Origin of the sequence: Thalassospira sp. A40-3 (genome assembly GCF_015871485.1) — a bacterium.
Classification (GTDB): Bacteria; Pseudomonadota; Alphaproteobacteria; order Rhodospirillales; family Thalassospiraceae; genus Thalassospira; species Thalassospira tepidiphila.
The window spans coordinates 1,165,196-1,180,393 of record NZ_CP065428.1; the positions used below are offsets into that span (position 1 = coordinate 1,165,196).

14 protein-coding genes are annotated in these 15,198 nt (G+C 55.8%); 10 read left to right on the forward strand and 4 right to left on the reverse strand.

Translation table 11 applies throughout. The features are described from left to right. The first annotated feature begins 133 nt into the window (after positions 1 to 133). From IT893_RS05240 to hydA, 7 genes are all read left to right on the forward strand, one after another. Positions 134 to 1,465: an aspartate aminotransferase family protein gene (locus IT893_RS05240; RefSeq protein ID WP_197147084.1), complete on the forward strand. Its 1,332-nt coding sequence runs from the start codon at positions 134 to 136 to the stop codon at positions 1,463 to 1,465. A gap of 247 nt (positions 1,466 to 1,712) precedes the next feature. Further along, positions 1,713 to 2,579 (forward strand): nitrilase-related carbon-nitrogen hydrolase, encoded by an 867-nt coding sequence (locus IT893_RS05245; protein WP_008890127.1) that lies wholly within the window; start codon positions 1,713 to 1,715, stop codon positions 2,577 to 2,579. Positions 2,580 to 2,835: 256 nt separating this feature from the next. Then, a complete protein-coding gene (locus IT893_RS05250; protein ID WP_008890125.1) occupies positions 2,836 to 3,627 on the forward strand; it encodes an ABC transporter ATP-binding protein in 792 nt (263 codons plus the stop codon). Continuing rightward, positions 3,617 to 4,546: an ABC transporter permease gene (locus tag IT893_RS05255; protein WP_246879181.1), complete on the forward strand. Its 930-nt coding sequence runs from the start codon at positions 3,617 to 3,619 to the stop codon at positions 4,544 to 4,546. Before IT893_RS05250 ends, IT893_RS05255 begins: the two co-directional genes overlap by 11 nt. Then, positions 4,543 to 5,700: an ABC transporter permease gene (locus IT893_RS05260; protein ID WP_064781867.1), complete on the forward strand. Its 1,158-nt coding sequence runs from the start codon at positions 4,543 to 4,545 to the stop codon at positions 5,698 to 5,700. Before IT893_RS05255 ends, IT893_RS05260 begins: the two co-directional genes overlap by 4 nt. A 61-nt stretch (positions 5,701 to 5,761) precedes the next feature. After that, positions 5,762 to 6,742, forward strand: coding sequence for an ABC transporter substrate-binding protein (locus IT893_RS05265; RefSeq protein WP_008890122.1), 981 nt, complete (start codon positions 5,762 to 5,764; stop codon positions 6,740 to 6,742). 181 nt (positions 6,743 to 6,923) lie between these two features. Beyond that, the gene (hydA, locus tag IT893_RS05270; protein ID WP_197147085.1) at positions 6,924 to 8,375 is read left to right on the forward strand and encodes a dihydropyrimidinase; all 1,452 of its coding nucleotides are present in this window, start codon (positions 6,924 to 6,926) and stop codon (positions 8,373 to 8,375) included. 128 nt (positions 8,376 to 8,503) lie between these two features. Here the strand turns inward: hydA and IT893_RS05275 are convergent, their stop codons facing one another. Continuing rightward, positions 8,504 to 9,442 carry a LysR family transcriptional regulator gene (locus IT893_RS05275; RefSeq protein ID WP_197147086.1) on the reverse strand — a complete coding sequence of 313 codons (939 nt, stop codon included), beginning with the start codon at positions 9,440 to 9,442 and terminating at the stop codon, positions 8,504 to 8,506. A gap of 33 nt (positions 9,443 to 9,475) precedes the next feature. On the opposite strand from IT893_RS05275, the gene IT893_RS05280 reads away from it, so the two are divergent. Together IT893_RS05280 and IT893_RS05285 are read left to right on the forward strand one after the other, a co-directional pair. Next, positions 9,476 to 9,958, forward strand: coding sequence for a DMT family transporter (locus IT893_RS05280; protein ID WP_197147087.1), 483 nt, complete (start codon positions 9,476 to 9,478; stop codon positions 9,956 to 9,958). Between the two features lie 8 nt (positions 9,959 to 9,966). After that, positions 9,967 to 10,434, forward strand: coding sequence for a DMT family transporter (locus tag IT893_RS05285; RefSeq protein WP_197147088.1), 468 nt, complete (start codon positions 9,967 to 9,969; stop codon positions 10,432 to 10,434). A gap of 77 nt (positions 10,435 to 10,511) precedes the next feature. Here IT893_RS05285 and sugE read toward each other — a convergent pair whose 3' ends face one another. Next, on the reverse strand, positions 10,512 to 10,832 hold the full coding sequence (sugE, locus tag IT893_RS05290; protein ID WP_008890117.1) for a quaternary ammonium compound efflux SMR transporter SugE: 321 nt from the start codon (positions 10,830 to 10,832) through the stop codon (positions 10,512 to 10,514). 260 nt (positions 10,833 to 11,092) lie between these two features. Here sugE and mobA point away from each other — a divergent pair, with 260 nt between their 5' ends. Further along, positions 11,093 to 11,731, forward strand: a complete 639-nt coding sequence (gene mobA, locus IT893_RS05295) for a molybdenum cofactor guanylyltransferase MobA (RefSeq protein ID WP_197147089.1) — start codon at positions 11,093 to 11,095, stop codon at positions 11,729 to 11,731. Here mobA and IT893_RS05300 read toward each other — a convergent pair. Beyond that, positions 11,728 to 12,615, reverse strand: a complete 888-nt coding sequence (locus IT893_RS05300; RefSeq protein WP_252724083.1) for a tetratricopeptide repeat protein — start codon at positions 12,613 to 12,615, stop codon at positions 11,728 to 11,730. The genes mobA and IT893_RS05300 overlap by 4 nt on opposite strands. An 85-nt stretch (positions 12,616 to 12,700) precedes the next feature. Beyond that, positions 12,701 to 15,040 carry a methyl-accepting chemotaxis protein gene (locus tag IT893_RS05305; RefSeq protein WP_197147090.1) on the reverse strand — a complete coding sequence of 780 codons (2,340 nt, stop codon included), beginning with the start codon at positions 15,038 to 15,040 and terminating at the stop codon, positions 12,701 to 12,703. Between the last annotated feature and the right edge of the window lie 158 nt (positions 15,041 to 15,198).

Below are 15,198 nucleotides of genomic sequence, written 5' to 3' on the forward strand. Positions count from 1 at the left end.
TGTGCGACATTTTGGTCATTAGGCCAGATACCTTTTCGCGAAAACGGGATGAAGAATATCAGATGCCGGTGCACGGTGGCCCGCCACCGAACCGGTCGAGGGAAGAACTTGAAAAGGTACGGGAGACCTTTTGATGACAGCCACCACGAAAATTAGCCGTCCGAACGATCTTTCGGCGTTCTGGATGCCCTTTACTGCCAACCGTCAGTTCAAGCAGACCCCGCGTATGCTGGTGTCGGCCGATGGCATGTATTACAAAACCGACGATAACCGCGACATCCTTGATGGCACCGCTGGCCTTTGGTGCTGCAACGCTGGTCACAAGCGTCCGAAAATCGTCGAAGCGGTCAAGGCGCAGATGGACGAGCTGGATTATGCCCCGGCATTCCAGATGGGCCATCCCAAGGCGTTCGAACTGGCCAGCCGTCTGGCACAGTTGATGCCGGGCAATCTCAACCACGTTTTTTATACCAACTCCGGTTCTGAGTCGGTTGAAACCGCGCTTAAAATCGCACTGGCCTATCACCGTGCACGCGGCGATGGACAGCGGACCCGCCTGATTGGCCGTGAACGCGGCTATCACGGTGTGAACTTTGGCGGTATTTCTGTTGGTGGTATTTCGGGTAACCGCAAAACATTCGGCCAGATGCTGGGCGGTGTTGACCATATGCGTCACACTTACCTGCCGGACGAAAACGGTGTTACCCGTGGTATGCCCGAACATGGCGCCTACCTTGCCGAGGATCTGGAACGCATTTGCGCGCTGCATGATCCGTCGACCATCGCGGCCGTCATTGTCGAGCCGGTTGCAGGCTCCACCGGCGTTCTGATCCCACCAAAAGGCTATCTGGAACGCCTGCGCGAGATCTGCACCAAGCATGGCATCTTGTTGATCTTTGATGAGGTCATCACCGGTTTTGGTCGCCTGGGTGCGCCGTTCGCAGTCGATTATTTCGGTGTTCAGCCGGATCTGGTCACGACCGCCAAGGGCCTTACCAACGGTACCATCCCGATGGGGGCGGTGTTTGCCACCGACGAAATCCATGATGCCTTCATGACCGGCCCGGAAAACATGATCGAGCTGTTCCATGGCTACACCTATTCGGGCAACCCGGTTGCCTGTGCGGCTGCGATGGCAACGCTTGAGACCTATGAAGAAGAAGGTCTGTATTCCAAGGGTAAGGAACTTGGTCAGTATTGGGAAGATGCGGTGCACAGCCTGATCGATCTGCCGCTGGTCAAGGATGTCCGTAACCTTGGCCTGATCGGTGCGATCGAGCTGGAGCCGATTGAAGGCTTCCCGACCAAGCGTGCGTTCAATTCCTTCCTCAAGGCGTTTGAGAAGGGCATTCTGATCCGCACCACGGGTGATATCATTGCGCTGTCGCCGCCGCTGATCCTTGAAAAATCACATATTGATCAGCTGTTCGGCACACTGCGCGAAGTGCTTAAAGAGATCGACTAGGATTACGATTTTCGTTCCCTGCCTGCGCAAACGGGCAGGGGACACCCGGCTTGCAGAACCATCAAAAACAAACGGGTCTGCAACGCCACGGAGGAAACAACTGTTTCGCGATTTTTCTGATCGCGTCCCGTCTGGGAACGAACCCGTAAAAAAACAAACAGGGTTCTTGGGGCGCGTTTGGGCATAAGTCCGTCAGACCACAGAAGTGGCAAGGACATAAAAATATCAGATCAAGGAGGTATCTCGGATGTCAAAGCTGAGAGGTGGCCTGATTCAAATGAGCCTTAAGGGTTCAACCGATCAGTCCCCCGAAGAAATCCGCAAGGCCATGATCGACGCGCACCTGCCCTATATCGAAGAGGCGGGCAAAAAAGGTGTGCAGGTTCTGTGCTTTCAGGAAGTATTCACCCAGCCCTATTTCTGTCCGAGCCAGGACAAGAAATGGTACGCGGCTGCAGAAAAAATCCCTGATGGCCCGACCACACAGCTGATGTGTGAGTTGGCCGCCAAATACAAAATGGTGATCGTTGTTCCGATCTATGAGGAGGACATCACCGGTGTTTATTACAACACCGCTGCCGTGATTGACGCCGACGGTACCTATCTTGGCAAATACCGCAAAACCCACATCCCGCATGTCGCCGGTTTCTGGGAAAAATTCTTCTTCAAGCCGGGCGTATCGAACTGGCCGGTCTTTGATACCCAGTATTGCAAACTTGGCGTTTATATTTGTTACGACCGGCACTTCCCGGAAGGCTGGCGTGCCTTGGCGCTTAATGGCGCGGAATATATCGTCAATCCGTCGGCGACCGTTGCCGGGGTGTCGGAATATATCTGGAAACTCGAACAGCCGGCGTCGGCTGTCGCCAATGGGTGCTTTATCGGCGCGATCAACCGGGTTGGCCGCGAACAGCCATGGGATATTGGCGAGTTTTACGGCCAAAGCTATTTCGTCAATCCACGCGGCGAAATCGAAGCACAGGCATCACGCGATAATGACGAATTGCTGGTCCATGACATGGATATGTCGATGGTGCGCGAAATTCGCGATAACTGGCAGTTCTTCCGCGACCGTCGCCCGTCGACCTATACCCGTCTGACGGACGGGAACTGATTTCATGATACCGGCGAGCGGTCAAAGCGCTGCTCGCCGTTTTGCCTTGATCGACAGGTGGGGTATCATTCCCCGTTCCCGGCAACGACCGGGCAAAGGCTTTATGCGTTTGATCAATGTCGACAAGGTTCAGGGCAACGTCCCTGAGGGAGGCTTCCATCGACTGTGCCAAAAGAGACGCTTTTGGTTCTGAGAGAGACATACGATCAGGGGAAACCCCATGACGCTAAAACAAGTCGTCAATAATGTTGCTGAGATGCCCGCATCGAAAAAAGCAGTTGTTGATATCAAGAAACTGTCGCTGACCTTCCAGACGGCAGACGGTCCCGTTTACGCCCTTTCCGATGTCGATCTGACCATCGAGGAAGGCGACTTTGTTTCCTTTATCGGCCCGTCGGGTTGCGGCAAAACAACACTTTTGCGTGTGATCGCCGACCTTGAACAAGCCACCGGCGGCGAAATTTCGATCAATGGTGTGACGCCGCACGAAGCGCGTGAAAAGCGTGCTTATGGCTATGTGTTTCAGGCACCGGCCCTTTTGCCGTGGCGTTCGATCGAACGCAACGTGACCTTGCCGCTCGAAATCATGGAAATCTCCAAGGAAGAGCGCGTCAAGCGCGCCCAGGAGGCCCTGAAACTGGTCGAGCTCAATGGTTTTGAAAAGAAATTCCCATGGCAGCTGTCAGGCGGCATGCAGCAACGTGCATCAATCGCGCGTGCCCTGTCGTTCGACGCCGACCTGTTGCTGATGGACGAACCGTTTGGCGCGCTTGATGAAATCGTGCGCGATCACCTGAATGAACAGCTGTTGAAACTGTGGGCGCGGACCAACAAGACGGTGGCGTTCGTCACCCATTCCATCCCCGAGGCCGTGTATCTGTCGTCCAAGATCGTTGTGATGTCACCCCGTCCGGGGCGGATCATTGACGTGATCGAAACCGACTTCCCGAAAGACCGCACACTTGATATCCGCGAAACGCCGGAATTCCTCGAGATTGCGCATCGGGTGCGCGAAGGGCTGCGTGCGGGGCACAGCAATGACGAGTAACACTGCTGCCATGACCGGGTCCGTTCGCGGACCATCGACCTGGACACGCATGATGTCTGGCCAGACCGGGCCGGTTTGCGTTGTTCTGATCGCCCTTCTTGTTCTGTGGTATGTCGGGGCGGTTTTCATGAACGCGCCGACCCAGATTGACCGTTACAACCGTGCTGACCAGACCTGGACCGCAGGCCAGCTGATCGAAGATACACTGGCGCAAGATCGCCCGATCCTGCCCGCCCCGCATCAGGTCGCGGTCGAGATGTATCACACCATCTTTGCCATCAAGATCACGTCGAAACGGTCGCTGGTCTATCACAGCTGGGTAACGCTTTCCTCGACCCTTCTTGGGTTTGGGATTGGCACGTTGCTCGGTGTGTTGCTGGCGGTTGGCATTGTCCATGTCATGACGCTTGAAAAAAGCCTGATGCCATGGGTGATTTCATCGCAAACCATTCCGATCCTTGCCATCGCGCCAATGATCATCGTTGTTCTGGGCGCCATCGGGATCAAGGGACTGGTGCCAAAGGCGGTTATTTCGACCTATCTCTGCTTCTTCCCGGTCACGATCAGCATGGTCAAAGGCCTGCGTTCCCCGCAGGTGATCCAGCTTGATCTGATGCGGACCTATAACGCCTCGAAATGGCAGACCTTCTGGCAGCTTCGTTTGCCGTCGGCCATGCCCTATCTGTTTGCCAGCCTGAAGGTTGCGATTGCGATCAGTCTGGTCGGTGCCATCGTTGGTGAATTGCCGACCGGTGCGCAGGCGGGTCTTGGCGCGCGTTTGCTGGCCGGCTCCTATTACGGACAGACCATTCAAATCTGGTCGGCCCTTCTAACCGCGGCGTTTGTGGCCGCCATCCTTGTCGTCATCGTCGGCTGGTGTGAACGCAGGGTTCTTGTGCGGATGGGGGTGAAGTCATGACCTGGACGAAATTGGACAAGTTCTGTCTCGTCGCGGCGATTGCGGCCTTGCTCGCCCTGATCTTCCCGCTTGCGGGGGTGGATGGCGATACCGGCAAACAGGTTGCCTTTGTCGGGGATATTCCCGGTCTTGCCGTTGCCATGGCGCTCTGTGTGATTGCCGGGTCGGCCTTTACCTGGCTTGGTGTCGGATCCGTCACCGCCGGTATGGTCATTCTTGCGATTGCGGTATTTGGCTGCTGGCAGGCGATCAGTGTTCTTTATGACTACGGGGTTGCTGGTTATGCCGGGCCGGGGTTCTGGTTGTTCATTCTTTCGCTTTGGGCGTTTGTCTGGCGCGGGATTGATGTGATTGCCAATTTCCACAGCCTTGATCGCACCAAACAGCATCTGGCGAACTTCGTCGTGCCCGTAGCCTTTGGTGTGTGGCTTCTGTTTGTCTGGGAAGTCGTCGTTTCAGGCTTTGGCGTGCCACAGGTCCTGTTGCCGCCGCCCAGCATGATTGGCGAACGTTTCGTCAATTCCACCGACATTCTGGCCGCCGACTTCCACCAGACCTTTGTGAAGGCGGTGCTGAGCGGCTATGTCATGGGCTGTGGTTCGGCCTTTATCGTGGCGATCGCGGTCGACCGTGTGCCGTTCCTCAAACGTGGTCTTTTGCCACTTGGCAATATGGTCTCGGCCCTGCCGATCATCGGGGTCGCACCGATCATGGTGATGTGGTTTGGCTTTGACTGGCAATCGAAGGCGGCTGTGATCGTGATCATGACCTTCTTCCCGATGCTGGTGAACACCGTGACCGGGTTGAATGCCGCAGGAAAGCTTGAAAAGGACCTGATGGCGACATACGCGTCGGGCTATTGGTCAACGCTGTTTCGTCTGCGTTTGCCGGCCGCCATGCCGTTTGTTTTCAACGCACTTAAAATCAATTCCACGCTTGCGCTGATTGGCGCAATCGTCGCCGAATTTTTCGGCACCCCGATTGTTGGTATGGGCTTCCGCATCTCGACCGAGGTCGGGCGGATGAATATCGACATGGTCTGGGCAGAAATCGCATTGGCGGCCCTTGCGGGTACCGCCTTCTACGGGGCTGTGGCTTATATCGAAAGAAAAGCGACGTCATGGCATCCGTCATTCCGGGTACGTCGCCATTAAAGGCATAAAACAAGACGACCCGTCGGGAGGACTTGACTACAACCTGAGGAGACATCGACGAATGAATAAGTTTATTTCGACTGCTATGGGGTTGAGTTTCGGGTTGGCATCGTTTTCGGCGATGGCAGCAGACGAGGTAACCCTGCAGCTTAAATGGGTCACACAGGCCCAGTTTGCAGGCTACTATGTGGCACTCGACAAAGGTTTCTACGAAGAAGCCGATCTTGATGTGACCATCAATCCGGGTGGTCCGGACGTTGCCCCGCCACAGGTGATTGCCGGTGGTGGTGCGGATGTGATCATCGACTGGATGCCATCCGCCCTTGCATCGCGCGAAAAGGGTGTGCCGCTGGTCAACATCGCACAGCCGTTTGCCAAGTCGGGCATGATGCTGACCTGCCTGAAGGAAACCGGGATCGAAAGCCCGGATGACTTCCCGGGTCGTACCCTTGGTGTCTGGTTCTTTGGTAACGAATATCCGTTCCTGAGCTGGATGTCGAAACTCGGCATTCCGACCGATGGCGGCGAAAACGGCGTCACCGTGCTCAAGCAGGGCTTCAACGTTGATCCGCTGATCCAGAAGCAGGCCGATTGCGTCTCAACCATGACCTATAACGAATACTGGCAGGTGATTGATGCCGGTATTCCGGCTGATGACCTTAAGGTCTTCAAATACGAAGATCAGGGTGTCGCAACCCTTGAAGACGGTCTTTATGTTCTTGAAGACAACCTTTCGGATCCGGCATTCGTCGACAAAATGTCGCGCTTTGTTGCAGCCAGCATGAAGGGCTGGAACTGGGCCAAGGAAAACCCGGAAGACGCCGCGATGATCGTTCTTGATAACGACATGACCGGTGCCCAGACCGAAAAACATCAGGTCCGCATGATGACCGAAATCGCCAAACTGCTTGGTGATTCTGCGGTTCTCGACGAAGCAGCCTATCAGCGTACCGTTGACAGCCTGCTTTCGGGTGGTTCCGATCCGGTGATCACCAAGGAACCGGAAGGTGCCTGGACCCACGCCGTGACCGACAAGATGTAATCTTCCATCTTGTAACTTTTATCCGTCCGGCGGGGTTTGGGCTTCGCCGGACGGGATGACTTCCAGGACTATGACGATCGATTGAAGACTGATTGAATACCCTCTGGGTGTTTGGAGATAACGGGCGAAATGCCGGGATGGCCCGCAACTTTTCGCCGCAGAGACAGACAAGGAGCCACCCATGTCCATGGTTATTCGTGGCGGAACCATCGCTACCGCCGACCTGACCTACAAATCCGATATTCTGATCGAAGACGGCAAGATTGCCGCCATCGGGGACAACCTGACCGGGGACAAGGTGATCGAGGCCGACGGCTGCTATGTGATGCCCGGCGGGATTGATCCGCATACCCATATGGAGATGCCCTTTATGGGCACCTATTCCGAAGACGATTTCGAAAGTGGCACCAAGGCCGCCGTTGCCGGTGGCACGACCATGGTGGTCGATTTCTGCCTGCCGGCCCCGAACCAGTCGCTTCTGGAAGCGCTGCAAGCCTGGGATAACAAATCCTCCAAGGCGGTGTGCGACTATTCCTTCCACATGGCCGTCACCTGGTGGAGCGAGCAGGTCTTTGATGAAATGAAGACCATCGTTCAGGAAAAGGGCATCAACACGTTTAAGCACTTCATGGCCTACAAGGGTGCGTTGATGGTCGACGATGACGAAATGTTCGCATCCTTCTCGCGCTGTTCGGAACTGGGCGCGATGCCGCTGGTGCATGCTGAAAACGGTGACGTGGTCGCCACCTTGCAGCAGAAATTGCTCGCCGAAGGCAATAACGGGCCAGAGGCACACGCCTATTCACGTCCTGTCGATGTCGAGGGCGAGGCATGTAACCGTGCGATCATGATTGCCGATATGGCCAATGTGCCGCTTTATATCGTGCATGTATCGTGCGAGCCGGCGCACGAAGCCATCCGTCGCGCACGTGCCAACGGCAAACGCGTGTTTGGCGAACCGCTGATCCAGCACCTTATTCTCGATGACAGCGAATATAAAAACGCCGATTGGGATCACGCCGCACGTCGCGTCATGTCCCCGCCGTTCCGCAGCAAGGAACATCAGGATGGTCTGTGGAATGGTCTGGCATCGGGCAGCCTGCAGGTTGTCGCGACTGACCACTGTGCGTTCACGACCGAACAGAAACGCATGGGCGTTGGCGACTTCACCAAGATCCCGAACGGTACGGGTGGTCTTGAAGACCGCATGCCGCTTCTTTGGACCTATGGCGTTGGCACCGGTCGGCTGACCCCGAATGAGTTCGTGGCCGTGACCTCGACCAACATTGCCAAGATCCTCAACATCTATCCGCGCAAGGGTGCGATCCTTGTCGGGGCGGATGCCGATCTTGTTGTTTGGGATCCGAAGGCCTCGAAAACCATCACCGCCAAACACCAGCAGTCGGCAATTGACTACAACGTGTTTGAAGGCATCGAGGTCACCGGCCTTCCGCGCTACACACTCAGCCGTGGCCGCATTGCTGCCGAAGAAGGTGTGGTTCTTGCCAAATGCGGCGACGGCGAATTCATCGCCCGCGAACCGTATCCGGCCGTCAACAAGGCGCTTTCCAAATGGAAAGAAATCACATCGCCGCGTAAGGTTGAACGCAGCGGTATTCCAGCTGGCGTCTAAGCCAATCGAGCACGATCCATCAAAAACGGGGCAGCCATCGGTTGCCCCGTTTTTCTGTTTGCAACATGGGCTCACCAAGGTTGGCAAAACATAGTCCAGGCGCAGCAATATTTGCGTGACCAACGGGCTTACGATAAGGCCAGGCGATCCCAGTAGGGCGGTTTTCCCGTAGCTTCCGAAAGAAAGTCCAGAAAGACAGTTACCTTGGGCGAACGCATTCGGTTCTCCGGAAACAGAAGATGAATGGCATCGTTTATCGTATAGGCTTCTGCTTGCCAGTCGGTCAGGATCGGCAAGAGATGTTTTTGGCGGATGTGCTCGTGTAAAAGCCATGTCGGGAACAGAATAATCCCCTGTCCCTGACGTGCTGCGGTAATAAGGCTGTCGGCATCATTGCTGCGTAGTGAACCCTTTACCCTATAGGGTCGGAAAGGCTCATTTCCCTTGCGAAAGAGCCATGGCATTTCCCCGTTTGCCCCCTTGTAAACAAGGCAATTGTGGTCGGCGAGCGCGTCGGGGGTTGGTGGTGCGCCATGTTGCTCGAGATATGACGCCGCACTCACAGCGACGTAGCGCTGCGCGGCAAGTTTTCGACTGACAAGGCTGGAATCACGAAGTGTCCCGATGCGTATGACCACATCGGCCCCTTCTGAAATCGGGTCGATAAAGGCGTCTGTCAGGGTCAGGTCAACTTCGATTCCGGGAAACCGGTGCTGGAACTCGGCAAGATGGGGCGCAATGTGATGGCGGCCAAATGCGACGGGTGCGTTGATGTGCAACCTTCCCTGCGGTGTGGTGGCATTGCCCCTGACCGCGTCGCTGGCAATATCGAGAGCGGCCAGAATTTCGCGAACTTCATGCACGTATCGGGTTCCGGCGTCGGTCAATCTGACAGCACGGGTATTGCGCACAAGGAGTTTGTGCCCCAAGCGGGTTTCCAACGCATTGATATGGCGTGACACGGAAGATGTCGGCAGGCCGCGCCGACGGGCAACGTCACTGAAACTGCCCTGTGTTGCCACATCAATAAAAAGGCGTAGCGCCTGAAGGGTGATATCTTTGCTCATTTTGCAAAAGTAATTTCCAAATTCGGGTAATTGTTGCCCAGTTTGGTGCAAAGTATGTTCCGTTGCAAGTTAACGGAGTTTGAAATGAAGCAGATATTGATATTGCTCATCGTGTTTGCAGCGGGCATGGGGCTGTCTGTCGAGGCAGGGCTACTCGGGCCGTTGGGTGAGAATGTCGGACACATGTCCGCGACCCTGTGCATTTTTCTGGTTGGTAGTTTGCTGTTGTCACTGGCGCTGGTGTTCGCCCGCAATCGGTCTTTGCCACAATTGTTTGCGCAACCGCGCTGGATGTTGACGGGTGGTGTTTTAGGTCCGGTTTATGTCGTTGTCATTACCACCACCACGCCGATTATCGGTGTTGGCGCAACAATGGTTGCAATCCTGTTTGGACAACTCGGCGCAAGTCTGTTGTTGGATCATTACGGCGCCTTTGGTGTGCAAAAGCAACCGGTAGATCGTTATCGGTTTGGCGCATTGATCCTGATTGCGTTGGCACTCTGGCTTATCCACTGAGGTGACTGATGGTTACGTTTTTTGTTATTCTTATCGCGTTGCTCGGTGGCTGTGCGCTGTCGGTGCAATCATCTGTGAACGGGCGGCTTGGGGCGGCTGCGGGCGTGTTGGGCACCGCTTGGCTGACATTTGTTCTTGGCGCTGTAATCAGTATCTTACTGGTACTGTTTGTTCAGCCGCCGCAGGAACTGACATTGCTTGACGCCCCCAAGTGGCAGCTGACAGGCGCCTTTTTTGGCGTCTGCTATATTGTGGTAATGGTGTTTGCCGTGCCACGTGTTGGTATTGCTGCTGCTACGGTTGCTGTGATTTCCGGACAGCTTGCAATGAGTTTGCTGATCGATAATTTTGCATGGCTCGGGAATGATCAGATTGCATTGGACCCGAAGCGATGGGCGGCAATTGCCTTGCTGCTGGGTGCGATGGTTTTGGTGTATCTCGGCAATCGCAAATTTGAACGACGTGCGGCCAGCTAAACAATGGAAATCAACGGCGCAGTCACAGGCTGCGCCGTTCGTCTATCTGCCGTTTGGCTTTTTTTACGTACGAAGGGTTAGCTCGGACTGAACAATTTCAGCATCACGATCCCGGAAAGGATCAGCGCGATAGCGACCAATCGTCCGGGGTTGGCGGGTTCGCCGACCATGATGATGCCAAAGATCACCGCACCGGCGGCACCGATGCCGGTCCAGATTGCATAGGCCGTTCCGATCGGGATGGTGCGCATGGCGATTGAAAGTAGCCAGAAGCTGGCGGCGATCGCGGCAATGGTCAAGGCACTAGGGATAGGCTTGGTGAAGCCTTCGGTGTATTTCAGGCCAATCGCCCAGCAAATTTCGAGAAATCCGGCAATAACCAACGCTGTCCAGGCCATGGGGGCCTCCTGTCTTGCGGGGCCGTCCCCATTGATCGGATCAGGAATACCGGTCGTCCGGCATCAAGGCGGAAGTCGCAAAGTCTTTAATCACTCTAAATCAATGCCTGTAGGGCGACAATGTAAAAATGACGCAGTGCAGCATTAGGGCGCGGCTTTAGAAAACGCGTTCGTGACAAGACGACAGATGCAACGGTTGACGCACTGGATTATGATGAGGGCGCCTGATTATTCGCCCCCTTCAAAGGTTTGGTCTTATCGTGAACACGCCCCAATCCCAACATGTCCCAACCCTTGGCCTTGTTCTCGCCGGGGGCGAGGCACGACGTATGGGCGGGAACAAGGCGTTTCGCGAGGTCGGGGGCAAAAGCCTGATCGGGCGGGTGATTGATGTTGCCCAAGCCCAATGCGATCAGGTGATGATTTCATCCAATGCCGGGACTGAGGCGTTTATGGATTACCGCCTGCTGGTGGTTGGTGATGCGCCCAAACCGGGGCAGGGGCCACTGGGCGGTATTCTGGGTGGTCTGTTAGCCTTGCCGGACGGTATCGATTGGCTGGTGACGTTTCCCGTCGATTGCCCGATTGTGCCGCTTGATATGGTGGGGCGTTTGCAGGCCGCAGCCGAGGATGCCGGGGCGAAGGCGGCCTTTGCCAGTCACGCAGACCGCGACCATTACCTTTCAAGCATCTGGCACCGCGATGCGGCCCCGGTGATTGCCGATCTGCTGGCGTCCGATGATCGGCGGGTACGCGGTCCGTTGCAGGCGCTGGGTGCGCCGCGGGTGGTGTTTGAAGATAGGGTTTACGGGTTGGAACCGTTTACCAACGTCAATACGCCAGATGATCTGAAGCTGATCAACAGTGCGCTTGCCAGCGCTGTATCTACGCAGGATTAATCAACCGCGCAGGCCCGCCAAGGCTGCCACGGTTCGTAGTTCTTGAAGAACTCGGACAGAAAATGATCGACGCGTTCGCGGTTGATCGCGCGGTCTTTGGGCGACAGGTCCTTGTCAAACTGGCCGCAGTTCTTTTCGACCGCATCACCGATGGTTTTCCAGTCGACATCTTCGTTATGACCTGGCATGCCGGTCGCAATAGCGCACCAGCCAACGGCTTCGGCCTTGTCATCGACCGTGCGGGCTTCTTCGGCAAGGTAGGCGGCCGCACGCATTTCGCCGTGTTGGGCAGCACGGCGCAAATATGTCAGGCGATCGACATCGCTTTTGGCAAAGCGGTTGGCAAGAAGTGTCGCCGCACGTGGATCACCAAGTTCCCACGCCTGTTTAAGGTGGGCTTCGGCCTGTGCCGCATCGCCGCGATCAAGCGCATCAAGGGCCAGCCAAAGCATTGCCTGCGTGTTGTTCTTTTGGGCGGCGGCAATATAGAGGCCGCGAATTTTGTCTTTGTCACCGCCCATCGCCTCGAGACGCCTAGCCATGACAACGCTGGCATTTGGGTTGTTGTTATCTGATGCCTGTTCCATCAGCATCCAGCCTGCATCTTCGTTGGCAGTAACGCCAACGCCATTGATGGTCTGGCAGGACAGAAGATATTGCGCGGTGGCATCACCGTTGTCTGCCAGCGATGAGAAAATACCGGCCGACTTTTCAAATTCCCCGTGGCGATAGGCCTTGATGCCGTCATCAAGGGCCGACGATGCCAACACCGGGGCTGAACCCAGGGCGATCATCGAGGTAATCACCGTGGCAAGTGCCAGAGCACCAACGCGTGTGGCTTTCAAACAGGATGGTTTTGCTGAACGGGCGATGATGTTTTTCATGGTGTCTTGTCTAACATTTCTGTGCCAGGCGGGCGAAAAAAAATGTGCCAGAACAGACCTGATGGCCTGTCCTGGCAGTTTGCTTTCATCGCAGGGAGGCAACTTCTTCTGGTTGATTGCGGGATGTCGTTTGGGGCTGTTCCGAACGGATGGTGCGCAGGAAGTCACGAACCCGATTGCCCAGATCATCGGACTGGTTGCGAAGGCGACCTGTCGCATCAAGCAGGCCGTCAACCGCGGCAAGGTTGTCATCTGCTGCGGCGCTGACCTGCGTAATCGTGCCATTCATCTCGCTGGCAGCTGTTGCGGATTGTTCGACGTTGCTGGCGATTTCAGCAACGAATTCCTGCTGCTCGGATACAGCGTCCGACATTTCGCCCACGGTTTCATGGATGCCGGTGATGCTGTCTCGAATTTCGGCGATGGCCTTGACGGCAACCCCGGTGGTCGACTGGATTTCGTTGATGCGCTGGGCAATGCGGTCGGTGGCCGTTCCGGTCTGGTTGGCAAGGTTTTTGACTTCCTGTGCGACAACCGCAAACCCTTTGCCAGCTTCACCGGCACGGGCGGCTTCAATCGTTGCATTCAGCGCCAACAGATTGGTCTGGGCTGCAATGTCCTGAATAAGGTTCAGGATCTCGCCGATTTCCTGCGCACCGGTTTCAAGTTCATGCATGGTGGCATTTGTCCGTTGGGCAGCTTCGACCGCACTGGTGGCGGCACCAACCGACTTTTGCGCCCGATGCCCGGTATCGCGCACCCGATCCGAAAGCGACTGTGTGGCATCCGATACCGATGCCATATTGATCGATATTTCCTCGGACGCGCCAGCAACACCGGTGGCATTGGTCGAGGCCACCTGTGCCCGATCACGGACCTGATCGGATGTGGTCTGGATGTTTTCTGCCTCGTGCGCGACGTCCTGGGCGACTTGCAGGATTGACGTTTCAAACGCATCAGCCAGATCAAGCATTGCGCGCCGCCGTTCGTGTTCAGCCTGTTCGCGTTCGCGGGCAACTTTTTCTTCGGCCTGTTGTGCGGCAAGGCTGGTTTCACGGAACTGTCCGAGGATTTCGGCCATTCGGCCAATTTCATCCCGGCCGGTATCGTTGACTTCGGTCGAAAGATCGCCGTTGGCAACCTTGCGCATTCCGTCAATCACGCGCAGAAGACGCTTGATCAGGTTGCCGCGCACATAAAACAGCATGATCAGAAGCGATATCAACAGAACAGAAATCCCGATGATCGCAATGACCTGTTGATCCCATTCGACCTTTGAAAGGGCTTCGCTGGCGTTGGCGTCAACCTCGGTGCGCTTGGTGTCGACCATCAACGCGATGGCGTGTGACAGCGCCTCGGCGGTTGCCAGTGTGGCATCAAGGGTTTGTTCCGTTTCATACTGGTTGTCCCATTCTGCCTCGCGCAGATCAAAGACACTGTTGCTGCCTTTGCCAAAGGCCAGAAGGGCATTGGCAAGTTCACGGATACGCTTTCCGTCATCATTGTCTGGCAGTTCTTCAAGCGCATCGGTAATGCGCAGCTCCGCCCAGCTCCATTGACTGCGGACTTCATCCATGGCCTCGCCCTCGGGCACGGCGATGGCGGCGGTCAGCATGCCAAAGGCAAGGTTCACATTGGCGCGGATTTCGGCAATCAGCTGTGAAAAGCCGATGGTCTCTCCAAGCTTTTCTGCTGCGTCGGTGTTGCCATTGGCGACGCGCGATATACCGCGATCGACATCAATATCAACGACCTCGACCAACGGGCTCAGGAACTCTGACAGGTCGCTATAGGCAAAGACCATATCAAGGGTCAGATCACCGCGCAGCTTTTCAATCTCAAGGCGTCTGGTGGTCAGTTCATGAAGGTGTTCACGCCCGGTGACGATGTTATCAAGATGCTCTCTTAGAATGGAAATGGCATCGACAAGTTCCGGCTCTGGCGCAGTGGTTTGCGCATCAGCGCTTTGTGCTTCGGAGCCACCAGTGCTCTCCGTGCCATCGGCAACCGCGGGTGCGTTGGCCCCTTCACGTTCACCCTCACCTGCGCCGACGTTCCGGGCGGCAAGGTCAATAATGATGGAATCCGGATTGGCTTCGGTGATTTCCTGAAGTCTGGCCCGTGCATTGGCAACAAGTTGATCAAGGCGGGCCTCGGTTGCTGCCAGTTCTTCGGCATCCCGTGACGCGGCAAGCACGGGGGCTTGTGCGGCAAGGCCAACACCGTTCGTCGCCAGTTCCATCTGACGGATGATCGAGGGCAGGCTGTTGGTCGTGATATCAGCGACAAGATCGCGATTGCTGCCAAAAGATACCCATGACACGGCCGATGAAATCCCGGCCAGAACCAGAATCAAGGCAAAAGAAGCCATAAGCCGACCTTGAATGCCAAGGCCCGCGCGACGTTTTTTGATGGCGGTATTCACTGTTTCCTCCCTGTCTGGCCCTTTGTTTTTTCTTTGGGCAGACAATTCCCTTTTTGGGAAATGTGCATCCTTTTTACGGACTTCTTGGGTTTTTATGACTTAACGGAATACGCGTCGGAAATATGAATTCTATTGGAAAATCGGGTGGGACGGTCGGG

Coding starts and splice junctions, on each gene's coding strand:
- IT893_RS05240 (WP_197147084.1), top strand. CDS start 134: ATGACAGCCACCACGAAAATTAGCCGTCCGAACGATCTTTCGGCGTTC.
- IT893_RS05245 (WP_008890127.1), top strand. CDS start 1,713: ATGTCAAAGCTGAGAGGTGGCCTGATTCAAATGAGCCTTAAGGGTTCA.
- IT893_RS05250 (WP_008890125.1), top strand. CDS start 2,836: ATGCCCGCATCGAAAAAAGCAGTTGTTGATATCAAGAAACTGTCGCTG.
- IT893_RS05255 (WP_246879181.1), top strand. CDS start 3,617: ATGACGAGTAACACTGCTGCCATGACCGGGTCCGTTCGCGGACCATCG.
- IT893_RS05260 (WP_064781867.1), top strand. CDS start 4,543: ATGACCTGGACGAAATTGGACAAGTTCTGTCTCGTCGCGGCGATTGCG.
- IT893_RS05265 (WP_008890122.1), top strand. CDS start 5,762: ATGAATAAGTTTATTTCGACTGCTATGGGGTTGAGTTTCGGGTTGGCA.
- hydA (WP_197147085.1), top strand. CDS start 6,924: ATGTCCATGGTTATTCGTGGCGGAACCATCGCTACCGCCGACCTGACC.
- IT893_RS05275 (WP_197147086.1), bottom strand. CDS start 9,442: ATGAGCAAAGATATCACCCTTCAGGCGCTACGCCTTTTTATTGATGTG.
- IT893_RS05285 (WP_197147088.1), top strand. CDS start 9,967: ATGGTTACGTTTTTTGTTATTCTTATCGCGTTGCTCGGTGGCTGTGCG.
- sugE (WP_008890117.1), bottom strand. CDS start 10,832: ATGGCCTGGACAGCGTTGGTTATTGCCGGATTTCTCGAAATTTGCTGG.
- IT893_RS05300 (WP_252724083.1), bottom strand. CDS start 12,615: ATGAAAAACATCATCGCCCGTTCAGCAAAACCATCCTGTTTGAAAGCC.